The organism is Parasedimentitalea maritima (assembly GCF_005771405.1).
GTDB classification, from domain to species: Bacteria; Pseudomonadota; Alphaproteobacteria; order Rhodobacterales; family Rhodobacteraceae; genus Parasedimentitalea; species Parasedimentitalea maritima.
Genome location: NZ_VAUA01000008.1, coordinates 162,306 through 174,746, shown reverse-complemented (window position 1 = coordinate 174,746; position 12,441 = coordinate 162,306). Strand labels below are relative to the sequence as shown.

The following is a 12,441-nucleotide window of genomic DNA, read 5'->3' as shown; positions in this document are numbered from 1 at the left end:
AGACACCGGAACACGAGCATGAAGAACAAAAAACGAAACACCAGGAAACAAGCCGGGCTGCTGGATCTGCCTCTGCCCCGCTTGCTGCAAGTTTCTACATCTGACTCATGCAAACCAATCGCTTGAAAGACTATCTGACAGGCTGACACGAGACATGTTTGCGATCTGGATTGCTTCTGCATCTCCCGCCCCGTCAGCATCATATTCAAGCCAAACAGATGACCTCGTGCCACCCAAACTCAACGTGCCGGCCGCTAGGGCTGTTTCCACGTCTGTCCCAAGTTCCTGCAACAAGGCAGTGACATCCAGCAAATCGCCCTGTTCGACGGAAAAATCGCGGATCAAATCGCCGACATCTGCGATTGTGTTGAAGACAAATACATCGGCCCCATCGCCGCCTCTGATGGTATCCACTCCGGCACCACCGGTTATTCTGTCTGCGCCTTCGCCGCCGTCAATTTGATCTCCACCACTCCCACCTGAGATGGTGTCATTTCCCTCATCACCGGCCACACGGTCGTTGCCACCACCTGCATTAAGTACATCGTCGCCCACACCACCATAGACACGGTCATTTCCATCCCCGGAACTGATAGTGTCTGCACCTGTTCGGCCGTAAATTCTGTCATTCCCTGTTCCCGCCTGGATCCAGTCCGCGCCTTCACCTGCTGAAATCAGGTTAGTTCCATCTCCGCCGTAGATACTGTCATCGCCAGCACCGCTGTCAATCCGGTCATCCCCTGCTCCGGCAAATATGGTATCATTGCCCTCACCACCATAGATTTTGTCATTGCCAGCCCCGGTCAGGATCCAATCATCACCATCCCGACCAAAAACCATATTGTTCCCGTCGCCAGCGTTGATGCTGTCGTTGCCGGTACCGCCATCAAGCCGGTCAGATCCAGCACCCGAAGTCAGCGTGTCGTCACCTTCGTCGCCATTCAGTCGGTTGGTGCCTTCGCCGCCAGAAATCAGATCATGCCCGGCACCACCGTCAACCCTGTCATGGCCCGTTCCGGTTGAAATTGTATCATCACCCGCCCCTGCAGTGACCCTGTTTTTACCGTCACCGGCATTGATGCTGTCATCCCCACCGCCAGATTCGATTTTGTCCGCTCCACCGCCAGTAATGATTGTATCATTGCCGCTGCCAGACTCGATCTGGTTGCTACCGCCACCAGTTGAAATGTGGTTATGGCCATCGCCGGCTTCAATTCGGTTGCTGCCTGCTCCGGCGATTATCGTGTCGTGACCGCTGCCCGATTCGATACGATTTTTCCCGCCACCAACAGTAATATGATTGTCACCATCGCCGGCTTCAATTCTATTGGCCCCCGCACCCGCAAGGATGGTGTCGTTCCCGGTGCCGCTGACGATCCGGTTTTTGCCATTGCCAACACTGATAGAATTATTTCCTGTGCCACCATCTATTCTGTTATCGCCATCTTCCGCAGTAATGGTGTCGTCGCCCTCTCTGCCAAAGATCTGATTGCGGCTTGCTCCGCCATGCAGCTCGTCGTTGCCTGTGCCGCCGTCCAGATAGTCGTTGTTGCCTCCGCCAAGAAGAGTGTCGGCTCCCTCGCCGCCGTAGAGTTTGTCGGACCCGTCTCCCCCATCCAGGAGGTCATCCCCATCTTCGCCATACAATTTGTCAGAACCGACGCCACCTTCCAGTGTATCGGCGCCTGCGCCGCCATACAAACGGTCGGCACCACCGTTACCCTGAAGCAAGTTGTCAGCATCGTTGCCGTAGCCGATATCATTGCCCCGGCCAAATATGATATTCTCAATCGGCGTGTCAGGGTCAATTGTCAGAACTTTGGAGCCGATTTTGCTGAAACCACCACTCTCTAATCTTATCTGCGTTTTGTACGTCACAGCACTAAGATCCAGCGTGTCATTCCCACCGTCACTGTCGCTCACTGTCGCCAGTGAAGTAGACCAGTTGCGAACAAAATCGTTGTCAAATGTATAGGTCGTATCAGTCGACACCGGCTCTGGTGGTGGGGGCGGCGGAGGAGTAGCGCCGCTGTTGATAATTTCAGCGACATCGGCATCTGCTGAAACACCAGTCAAAAAGGCCAGCTGCGTTGTCTCGCCGCTATAGGTAATAACAAGCCAAGACCCCCCGGTCCCAGCTTCAAGTGAGACTACTCCGTCTGTTACGGCTGCATCCCCGACATATCCGACATCTAGCAGCAACTGGCCAAGATCAACCCGGTCCCCCGCAGCCAGATCAAAATCGGTGACGGTGTCACCTGCATCAACGAGTGAGTTGAAAACAAAACGATCTGCCCCAGTCCCACCGGTTAGAACATCTGCTCCTGCACCACCGATCAGGATGTCATTGCCCGCCCCAGCGTCGATCAGATCATTCCCAGCGCCACTTTCGAGCCGGTTATCAGCATCGTTACCTATAATGGTATCATCGCCGGACCCGGTGATGGCATTTTCAATAACTGTTCCGCGCCCAATAGAGAAATTGCCAGTTCGACCGTTCAGGTTGGAATAGGTCTCGACCTCAAGGCTTAACATTTGGTCGCTACCGCGTGACCCCAGATCAATCAGGTCAATCCCACCACTATCGACGATTGCAACCGCCCAAGTCCCGGCCAGATCCATACCAACCCGACCTGTGGTTTCCCCATCCCCATATACCGTGTTACCGGTTTCAACATTTGTCGGCGTACCATACAGCTGATAAACTGCTGCAATATCCGCCAGTTGAGCGGTTGCCAAAAAGGAATATGACGCATCTGTAGAGGTGTTTTCAGTTTGACTGAAATAGGACATAATCGACATTTGCCAACTGTCGTTGGCAAAATCCGCATCCGCTCCATAGCTGGCGCTGCCATTATAATTTCCAGTATGCCCCAACCCCAGTGCATGTCCAATTTCATGAATGAACGTTTGCAGATAGTAGTCGCCGTAGTTCGCCCATGATGTAGCGACATTGATGTTCGTGCTAATGACAGTGTCACCACTAACGCTGGAGCTTGCGTAAGCGCCAGACTGGCTATCATCAAACGTCATCTGCGCCGAGCTGCTTTGAACAAACTCGATACCAGTAATTGCCGTCCAGCTATCGAGTGCCTGCCGCGCTGTAGCCTGCCCATGAGCATTCAACCCATTCAGGTTGACTGTGATCTGCCCACCCGGCTCGACATCATAGGATCGCTGTGACCGCCCTGTGTCTTCCCAATAACCCTGTGTAAGATACGTGGCGACCTGATCTACGGTGTAGGTAGGTTTTGCAACTGAATCTTGCGAGGTAGAACTACTGCTGCCAGCAGTATCTACAGGGTTTGTATGATCAGGATCTCCACAAAGCTCACACATATTGCATTCCTTTCCAGCTATCCAGTTTTAGAGTGGTAGCTCTGATGAGCGAACCAGTTGCAGCGCAAATGGAACCAAGTCTTTTGGTTCAAGAAGACGGTCCATGACGGAGTATTCGATAACTGGTCCAACACCATCGCGACCGTCATCACTGTGCCAGGTCAGATATCCTGACTGCCAATCAGCTTCGCGGTGCTTTTCGACGTAACGCACGATCAGGTCTGCCCCGCCGCCCACGTCAGCAGATACGGTGAGCCTGTGTTGCGGGAGTTCAGCTGTCAGCGCCTGCGCCAGTGCAGCGCAAAGTGGTGCCTGTTGCTTGGCATCGCAGTGGAGCAAAACATGAGGAACAGATCCGCTCATTGCTGCTGCACCAGAGGACAAAAGCATGGCGACGCCAGATAGTTTGGCAAGTTTTTTGATGATGGACATGGATACGGTCACTTCACGGTTCGAGAGATAGATTTTTCCCGCGCCGTTCTGGCCGCTGTTAATCTTTAGACTGTGAACCGGGCGGGATAGGGTCGAGAATGCGGCGGTTTTGTGTCTCCAGCTCCCTCCTTCTAAAAATGTTCAAATTGTGCTGTCGGTTTGTACTGACATTTCTGCGTTCTTCGCGTTGCTGGGTTAGAAAAATAGCACTTCTCTTGGAGCAACCAGGACGCCCATCCTGAAATGACGCAGCAACATTGGGCGGATCGCACTGGTCGGGTTAAGGAGCAGAACAGCATGGCCCGCGCCCACCACTCACGGTTACCAAGGATCAGGCTTGGCCAGTAACTCATGGTGCGTGCCAATCGTAGATTGAAGCTACCAAGTTATTTGGTTTGATACGAGCGTCTGGTGTTATGCTTTGAACAGGCTGTAGTCGAACACTGATCAATAAGCATCCAACTGAACTAAAAAGGCGCCCCGGAAAGGGCGCCTTTTGGTGTCTAATTATGCAACCAGAGATGGCAGATAAAGGACGATGCTGGGAAAGGCGACCAGGAGAGCAATGGTCACACCATCAGCAATGAAGAATGGCATCACGCCACGGAACACATCCTGCACCGTAAGATCATCACGCACGCCAGCCACAACAAAGCAGTTTAGTCCGATCGGCGGGGTGATCAGGCAGAACTCAGCCATTTTCACCACCAAAATACCAAACCAGATCGCACACATGGTGCCACTCATGCCAAAGGCACTGTCAGCAGCCGCAACACTCTCGCCTCCATTTAGCGCCATCACTGCAGGGTAAACAACCGGCAGGGTCAACAACAACATACCAATGGCATCCATGAACATACCCAGCACCGCATAGGCCAGCAGGATACAAATCAGGATCAGCATCGGCGCCATTTCAAGGCTGGTAATCCAGTCAGAAAATGCACCAGGCAGATCGGCAAAGCCAAGGAACCGCACATAGATCAAGACGCCCCAGATGATAGTAAAGATCATCACCGTCAGCTTGGCTGTTTCCAGCAATGCTGATTTCAGCTGCGTCCATTTCATGCCGTTGTAGATGGCCATGCAGAACACAACAAAAGCCCCCAGTGCGCCACCTTCGGTCGGTGTACCCCAGGCTTCGTCTCCGAAGGGATTGTAGACAAAACAGATGATGATCAGGACAACAAAAATAATCGGCATGGCGGCAGGCAAAGCTTCAAAACGCTGGCGCCAGGTGAACCCAGTCACCGGCGGGCCGACGTTTTTAAAGATCACTGCAATGCCAACTATCAGCGTCACATACACAATTGCGCTAAATGCGCCGGGAATGAACCCCGCCAGCAGCAGCTTGCCCACGTCCTGTTCCACGATAATTGCATAGATCACCAAGATCGCTGATGGAGGAATAAGCGAAGCCAGTGTCCCTGCGGCAGCTACCACACCTGCCGCGAATTGCTTGTTATACCCAATCGCCAGCATTTCCGGGATTGCGATACGGGCAAACACCGCTGAAGTCGCAACCGAGGCGCCGGATACAGCGGCAAAGCCAGCTGTCGCAAATACCGTCGATACGGCCAATCCACCGGGAAGCCAGGCAATCCAGCGCTTGGCGGCCTCAAACAGGGCCTTCGTCAACCCTGCGTAATAGGCCAAATATCCAATCAGAATAAAGGTTGGGATCAAGCTTAACGCCTGGCTCGACACCTTGGAATGAGGCACTTGCCCCGCAACTTTGACTGATACGGTTAGCGCCTTGACGAATTTATCCGGCTGATAGCCAAACTTGGCCCAAAATATCCAAACCAATCCAACCAGACCGGCCATGGCGGCGGCAAAGGCCACCCGCATACCTGCAACAACCATGACCAGCATAAAGCCAGTTACCCAAAGGCCAATCTCAATAGGTTCCATCGTTCTGCCCCTTAGCCCTGTGAGCCGTTATTGCCAGCGTCACTCAACTGTTCCGCCTCCGCTGCCGCCTGCGCTGCAGCGCTTTGAATTAGCGGCACCGCCACAGGAGTTTCCAACCCCAACACCAATGCGCGACCGTAACCCCAGATCTGTAGTACCAGCCGCAGGCACAGCACCGAGAACGCCACCGGAACCAGAAGTTTGGCAGGCCAAATCGGCAGACTTATATCAATCGAACTATCCCGGCTCCAAAGTGGTGCAGCAAAATCAAAAGACCGACCAAAATGCGACCAACTGCCCCAGACCAGGGCCATCATCAGCAGCAGGACCAGCACAACCGAGACCAATTCAAACAGCCACAAAGCGCGGCCTCGGAGCGAGCCAATAAGAATATCCATCCGGATATGACCACCGTCGCGTTGCACATAGGAGATTCCCATGAAAGCGATCAATGGCATCACCTGTTCAATCCAGTCCACATAACCGGGCAGCGGCGCGTTCATTGCGTTGCGCCCTCCCACGGAAACCACCGCGAGCACCATCAAAGAAAACACCGCTATTCCGCTGACCAACGCTAACAATTGTTCTAGTCGCAGCAGCAGACCGTCCAACCGGCTAATCAGACTGCCATCTTCCAATACCGCAGCGCTTGTCGCCATGGGACAGATCCTTACCTATATTTTAGAAACCAAAAAGGCCGGGCACTGCTGCCCGGCCTTGGTCATGTTTAACCGCTTACTTGCGTTCAGCAGCCAGTGTATCCATCACCAGATCATACAGTTCTTGCGCAGGAATGCCTTGAGCAGACATGTCCGCGATCCACTGCTCGCGGATCGGGTCAGCAGCCACAGTGCGGAACTCGGCCAGTTGGTCTTCGGAAATTTCGACCTTGGTCACGCCTTTTTCGACCAGGACATCATCCCACTTGGCAAGCAGTTCGCCATAGTTGGCCAGGTAATGGTCGATGGATTCGCTAACAGAACTGTCCAGCGCTTCACGCTCAGAATCACTCAGCATGTCATAGGCATCTGTGTTGACCACAACTGGGCAGTTCACGGTGCCGGGGTTCAGGTTCGCAGTCCACCAATCAGCACGATTGATTGTACCAAAGGCCAGATGCGCATGCTGGGCAAACGCAACGGTGTCAACAACACCTGATTCCATCGCGTTGTAGGCTTCGGTTGCTGTAACCGAAGTCGGAACCGCACCCACAGCAGCAAAGGCTTTGCCGATACCGCCAGTGGCACGGACCCGCATATCTTTGAACGCGGCCAGGCTATCGCGCGGATCACCCGTACCGACCAGATTATACTGAGGCATCGGTGAGGTCATCAGCAGTTTCGCATTCCAGCGTGCCAGATCGGCCTGAACTGCAGGATGCGCATATACTGCATTGGCTACCGCAACTTCTTCTTCGAGTGTATTCACACCCAGAAACGGCAGTTCCAGCACAGTAATTGTTGGGTTCTTGTCACGGTGGTAGCCAGCACAGAACTGCGCCATTTCAAAGGCACCAATGGAAATACCGTCCAGGTTTTCTTTGTTCTTGGACAGACCACCATATGAGATGTTCAAAGTGAACTCACCATTGGTTTTTTCGCTAACCAGCTCAGCAAGGCGCTCAACATGCTCGGTAAAGGCCCGACGCTTACCCCAAACAGATACATTCCACTCAGTGGCTGCAACTTCAGAGGCAACAGAAAATCCCGCTGTGGCCATCACGGCCGCGGTCAACATCTTATTCATAGTTTTTTCTCCCGGTTTGAACCCTCATAGTGGGGCGCTTGAGGGTAAGCTAACGACTAGCCAAGCCGCTGCCAAGCCCGGGAAACTACTGAAAGTAAATGCACTGCCGCCAAATGTCGGTCAAACACCTGCGACTCGCTGAATTTTTTTGCAGATAAACCTCTGAGCTAACTAATGAAGCTATAAGCCCGTACAATATGTCACACGGCTTGGTTGCAGTTTCTTACCCAGCCACGGCTTAGTGGAGTAAATGCTGTAAAACAGATTCCCCAGATTTCATTGACAGGTAATTATTTAGCAAACCATGGAAATTTCTTCACTTTGTAAATTTTGTTTACAGATAAGTGAAATCATCGGAAAATCGTTTACAAGCAAATCGTTATTTTCCCGTCGCTTATTCACATATTTTCAACCTGCTCTATGATCGTCGCCGAGGATGGAAACGGTTTGCCAGCCCCGCTCATTGGCGGTCGATTGGTAAGCTGATAAAATATTAGGGAGGGACCCAGGATGACCACGCAACACGAGAGTGTCGTTTATCCGCCGTCGGCCGAAACCGTTGCCCGTGCGCATGTTGATGCTGCCGGATATGAACAGATGTATGCGGCCTCGATTACCGATCCTGATGCGTTTTGGGGCGAACAGGGAAAGCGCATTGATTGGATTAAGCCCTATAGCCAGGTGAAAGACGTCAACTACAATTTTGGCGAGGTCTCGATCAACTGGTACTCAGATGGCGCGCTGAACGTGAGCGCCAATTGCATCGACCGCCATCTTGCGACCCGTGGTGATCAGACCGCAATTATTTTTGAGCCTGACAATCCAGACGAGCCAGCCCAGAACATCACTTACAAGCAGCTGCACGGCTCTGTATGCCGGATGGCCAATGTTTTGACCTCGATGGGTGTGACTAAGGGCGACCGTGTCATTATCTATATGCCGATGATCCCAGAGGCTGCCTACGCCATGCTGGCCTGTGCCCGTATTGGCGCGATTCACTCGATTGTTTTTGCAGGCTTCAGTCCCGACGCCCTGGCAGCGCGGGTAAACGGCTCCGATGCAAAGGTTGTCATCACAGCGGACCACGCCCCACGCGGCGGACGTCAAACACCGTTGAAATCCAATGCTGATGCAGCGTTGTTGCACTGTAAGGAAGACGTGAAGTGTCTGGTGGTCAAACGTACAGGTGGCCAAACCACTTGGATTGAGGGCCGTGATTACAATTACAACGCATTGTCTGCCGCGGCCGACGATAGTTTTGCACCAGTCGAGATGAACGCCGAAGATCCGCTGTTCATCCTTTATACCTCGGGTTCAACCGGTCAACCCAAGGGCGTGGTTCACACCACAGGTGGCTATTTGGTCTATGCGGCCATGACCCACGAAATCACTTTTGATTACCACGATGGCGATGTCTACTGGTGTACGGCTGATGTTGGATGGGTCACGGGGCACAGCTATATTGTCTACGGCCCGCTGGCCAATGGTGCCACCACACTGATGTTCGAAGGTGTACCCACCTACCCCGACGCCAGCCGGTTCTGGCAGGTCTGCGAAAAGCACAAGGTCAACCAATTCTACACCGCCCCCACCGCACTGCGTGCACTCATGGGGCAAGGCAATGAATGGGTTGAAAAATGCGACCTGTCCAGCTTGCGCACTCTGGGGACCGTGGGTGAGCCGATCAATCCCGAAGCCTGGAACTGGTACAACGAGGTAATCGGCGGCGGGCGTTGCCCGATTGTTGACACCTGGTGGCAGACTGAAACCGGTGGCCATTTGATGACCCCCTTGCCTGGTGCCCATGCGATGAAGCCCGGGTCAGCAATGAAACCGTTTTTTGGTATTGTGCCCGTCGTACTTGATCCGCAATCCGGCGTAGAGATTGAAGGCAATGATGTCGATGGTGTCCTTTGCATCAAAGACAGCTGGCCTGGTCAAATGCGCACAATCTGGGGCGATCACGAGCGGTTCCAGAAAACCTATTTCGCGGACTACAAAGGCTATTACTTCACGGGTGATGGCTGTAAACGCGATGCGGATGGGGACTATTGGATCACCGGTCGTGTTGACGATGTAATCAACGTTTCCGGTCACCGTATGGGGACTGCCGAGGTCGAAAGCGCACTGGTTGCACATGTCGCCGTCGCCGAAGCCGCAGTGGTCGGCTATCCACATGACATCAAAGGTCAGGGTATCTACTGCTACGTCACCCTGATGAATGATGCCGAACCCAGCGACGCCCTGTTGAAAGAGCTGCGGACTTGGGTGCGCACAGAGATCGGCCCGATTGCCAGCCCAGACGTAATCCAATGGGCCCCTGGCCTGCCCAAAACGCGTTCAGGCAAGATCATGCGCCGGATCCTGCGTAAAATCGCTGAGAACGACTTTGGCAGCCTTGGGGACACATCGACACTTGCCGACCCGTCGGTGGTTGATGATTTGATCGCCAATCGGTCCGGAAAATAGGAGGATGAGTATGGATGCGGAAGTTATTACTTCACCCGCGGTTCTAATCTTGCTCGGCCCACCCGGTGCTGGAAAAGGAACCCAAGCTAGAATGCTAGAAGAGCGTTTTGGTCTGGTTCAACTATCCACGGGTGACCTTCTTCGCGCCGCCGTAGCCCAAGGCACCGAAGCTGGCAAGGCAGCCAAGGCGGTTATGGAAGCTGGCGATTTGGTGAGTGACCAAATTGTCATCGACATTCTGCGAGACCGGCTGAATGCCGATGACTGCGCAAAGGGTGTCATCCTTGATGGCTTCCCACGCACCACGGTACAGGCTCAGGCGCTGGATGATCTGTTGGACGAATCTGGCCAACAGATCAATGCAGCGATCAGCCTCGAAGTGGATGATGCTGCGATGGTCACCCGGATTTCTGGTCGCTTCACCTGTGGCGGCTGCGGGGAAGGATATCATGACACGTTCAAGGCGCCGGCAAAGGCTGACACCTGTGACAAATGCGGTAGCACCCAGATGAAGCGTCGCGCGGACGACAACGCTGAAACGGTCGGATCGCGCCTGGAAGCTTACCACGCGCAAACTGCACCCTTGATTGCCTATTACCAAGGCAAAGATGTGCTGAAGTCAGTAGATGCAATGGGTGAGATCAGCGCCATTGCCGCAGCAATGGCTACATTGACAACTCAAGCTATGAATTAACGCTGACGGCCCCCACACTGATGGGGGCCGTATTGGCATCAGCCGCAATATAGTGGACAAACCTTTGTCCTCATGTCAGGTCAGCTGGTGGAACCAAAGAAGAGCGCGCGGCATGTCCGAATCCAATTTTACGCCCGGACCCGACACCGTCCGTGCTTACCGTGATGCACTGGGCTGTTTTGGCACTGGCGTCACGGTTGTAACAACTCTGACGCCCCGTGGCCCTTTGGCCATCACAGCAAATAGTTTCACCTCAGTGTCGATGGATCCCCCTTTACTGTTGTGGTGCCCGGCAAAGAACTCGCTTCGCCACAACGCCTTTATAGATGCAGACCATTTCACCATTCATATTATGGGCGAAAATCAACTTGATCTGGCCAAGCATTTTGCTCGCAACGGTGAAGATTTTGAACCGGTAAGCTGGCAGCCCAACGCAGTGGGTACTCCAACACTACCTGATTGCATTGCACGGTTTGATTGCCGCCATTTTGCCCGCCACCCAGGCGGAGATCATTCGATCCTGATAGGGGAAGTTCTGTCAGCCACAACCCGGCCTGGAAAGGGACTAATTTTCAAACAAGGGCTTTATGGCGGTTTTTTAGAACAGAACTGATACTCAGTTTCTAACCACTATAGCGGTTGCCGCGACACCTGCCCCGCTTTGATCATCATCGGCGCGCGCTTTGTGTTGCCGCCTTGTTGTTTCTGAATTTGACAGGAATGACACAGGGGGATCAATTCCTGGACGTCCTCCGAAGCCTGCACCCCCTTGCGCCCCCAAATCCGGGCTAACAATCTGTCCATCATAGATTTTGCAACAAAAGGCACACCACAGGATGTACATTTAAATGGCTCAACCTGATGCAATATTTGTTGTGTGTCCGCACTTGGTTGTGGATCAATCCTAGGTCTTAATTTTAGCGCATCCTCGGGACAGATGGACTTGCACATCCCACATTGGATGCAATGGCTTTCTACGAAGACCAGCTCACACTTATGCTCGCCAATCGATAGCGCATCGGTTGGGCATAACCACACGCAACTTTGACACATGGTGCAAGCTGACAAATCCAGTTCGACTGTTCCGTAGGGCGCATCCTGCGGAAGGTTCAATGGCTGATGCACCGTTGGCATCAATACCGTCGCACACGCCCGCGCCGTTGCGCGGCGGTTTGGGCCTAGAACGGGCCTTTTATAGGGCCAACGTCCGCCAGCCCTAGGCAGTTCCGCCATAGAATTGCGGAGCTCCAACTGGGACACAAACAGCTCCAGCCGCCTTTCACCTCCCATCATTTGAGCCAGTTCAACTTCTCTACTTTGATCAGCCGCGGCATGCCCAAGTGGCAGTTTCTGTAGAAGCACAAAGTCAAACCCCAGTGCTAAGGTCAACAACAGGTCCACATGGCTAATCCGCTCTAAGTCACATATTTGAACCGCATGTACCCATGCTGTATTGTCAAACCACTCCGCCTGGCTCACATCAGAATGCCCGGCCTCAGTATGCAATATCAAAACGTGAGTTCGCTGATCTGATTTCCGCTCTTCGATTGCTGCTTCGCATAGTCCCAAGAGCGGCAATGCTGTTTCCCCGGCTGTTGAATGATAAACGTCAACAGCTGGATTATGTTTCCGAACAGCCGAGCGTAGGCAAAAATCACTACCAGTGCTTGTGCTGGAATGGCAAAGACAGACACTGGATCGCTTCCAGTCGGACATGCTTCCCCCTTCTGGGCTGAAAGACTTCCCGAGTTCAGGCGAACAATATGGTTCGCTCTACCCTAAACGTATCTAGGACTCATCTTTAGCAACTCAAGGGTGCACTGAATCAAATAGCTAAATTTTGTTGATTT

Annotated in this window: 9 protein-coding genes; 3 read left to right on the top strand and 6 right to left on the bottom strand. The window is 53.2% G+C overall.

Translation table 11 applies throughout. The features are described 5' to 3' along the window. Positions 1-105: 105 nt before the first annotated feature. From FEE96_RS16340 to FEE96_RS16320, 5 genes are all read right to left on the bottom strand, one after another. On the bottom strand, positions 106-3,339 hold the full coding sequence (locus tag FEE96_RS16340) for a M10 family metallopeptidase (protein ID WP_138164191.1): 3,234 nt from the start codon (positions 3,337-3,339) through the stop codon (positions 106-108). 27 nt (positions 3,340-3,366) lie between these two features. Next, positions 3,367-3,771 (bottom strand): hypothetical protein, encoded by a 405-nt coding sequence (locus FEE96_RS16335; protein WP_138164190.1) that lies wholly within the window; start codon positions 3,769-3,771, stop codon positions 3,367-3,369. Positions 3,772-4,278: 507 nt separating this feature from the next. Further along, positions 4,279-5,682, bottom strand: a complete 1,404-nt coding sequence (locus FEE96_RS16330; RefSeq protein WP_138164189.1) for a TRAP transporter large permease — start codon at positions 5,680-5,682, stop codon at positions 4,279-4,281. A gap of 11 nt (positions 5,683-5,693) precedes the next feature. Then, positions 5,694-6,341, bottom strand: a complete 648-nt coding sequence (locus FEE96_RS16325) for a TRAP transporter small permease subunit (RefSeq protein WP_138164188.1) — start codon at positions 6,339-6,341, stop codon at positions 5,694-5,696. Between the two features lie 76 nt (positions 6,342-6,417). Then, the gene (locus tag FEE96_RS16320; protein WP_138164187.1) at positions 6,418-7,428 is read right to left on the bottom strand and encodes a C4-dicarboxylate TRAP transporter substrate-binding protein; all 1,011 of its coding nucleotides are present in this window, start codon (positions 7,426-7,428) and stop codon (positions 6,418-6,420) included. 510 nt (positions 7,429-7,938) lie between these two features. Here FEE96_RS16320 and acs point away from each other — a divergent pair. The 3 genes from acs (at position 7,939) to FEE96_RS16305 (ending at position 11,204) form a co-directional block, all read left to right on the top strand. Next, positions 7,939-9,897, top strand: coding sequence for an acetate--CoA ligase (gene acs / locus FEE96_RS16315; RefSeq protein ID WP_138164186.1), 1,959 nt, complete (start codon positions 7,939-7,941; stop codon positions 9,895-9,897). 10 nt (positions 9,898-9,907) lie between these two features. Continuing rightward, the gene (locus FEE96_RS16310) at positions 9,908-10,591 is read left to right on the top strand and encodes an adenylate kinase (protein WP_138164185.1); all 684 of its coding nucleotides are present in this window, start codon (positions 9,908-9,910) and stop codon (positions 10,589-10,591) included. A 112-nt stretch (positions 10,592-10,703) separates the two neighbouring features. Further along, positions 10,704-11,204, top strand: coding sequence for a flavin reductase family protein (locus FEE96_RS16305; protein WP_138164184.1), 501 nt, complete (start codon positions 10,704-10,706; stop codon positions 11,202-11,204). Between the two features lie 17 nt (positions 11,205-11,221). On the opposite strand, the gene FEE96_RS24125 is transcribed toward FEE96_RS16305, so the two are convergent. Further along, positions 11,222-11,725, bottom strand: coding sequence for a 4Fe-4S binding protein (locus FEE96_RS24125; protein ID WP_425467331.1), 504 nt, complete (start codon positions 11,723-11,725; stop codon positions 11,222-11,224). Between the last annotated feature and the right edge of the window lie 716 nt (positions 11,726-12,441).

What these genes read in the sequence shown, in the direction of transcription:
- FEE96_RS16340 (WP_138164191.1), bottom strand. Translation starts at nt 3,339, where the DNA reads ATGTGTGAGCTTTGTGGAGATCCTGATCATACAAACCCTGTAGATACT.
- FEE96_RS16335 (WP_138164190.1), bottom strand. Translation starts at nt 3,771, where the DNA reads ATGTCCATCATCAAAAAACTTGCCAAACTATCTGGCGTCGCCATGCTT.
- FEE96_RS16330 (WP_138164189.1), bottom strand. Translation starts at nt 5,682, where the DNA reads ATGGAACCTATTGAGATTGGCCTTTGGGTAACTGGCTTTATGCTGGTC.
- FEE96_RS16325 (WP_138164188.1), bottom strand. Translation starts at nt 6,341, where the DNA reads ATGGCGACAAGCGCTGCGGTATTGGAAGATGGCAGTCTGATTAGCCGG.
- FEE96_RS16320 (WP_138164187.1), bottom strand. Translation starts at nt 7,428, where the DNA reads ATGAATAAGATGTTGACCGCGGCCGTGATGGCCACAGCGGGATTTTCT.
- acs (WP_138164186.1), top strand. Translation starts at nt 7,939, where the DNA reads ATGACCACGCAACACGAGAGTGTCGTTTATCCGCCGTCGGCCGAAACC.
- FEE96_RS16310 (WP_138164185.1), top strand. Translation starts at nt 9,908, where the DNA reads ATGGATGCGGAAGTTATTACTTCACCCGCGGTTCTAATCTTGCTCGGC.
- FEE96_RS16305 (WP_138164184.1), top strand. Translation starts at nt 10,704, where the DNA reads ATGTCCGAATCCAATTTTACGCCCGGACCCGACACCGTCCGTGCTTAC.
- FEE96_RS24125 (WP_425467331.1), bottom strand. Translation starts at nt 11,725, where the DNA reads ATGCCAACGGTGCATCAGCCATTGAACCTTCCGCAGGATGCGCCCTAC.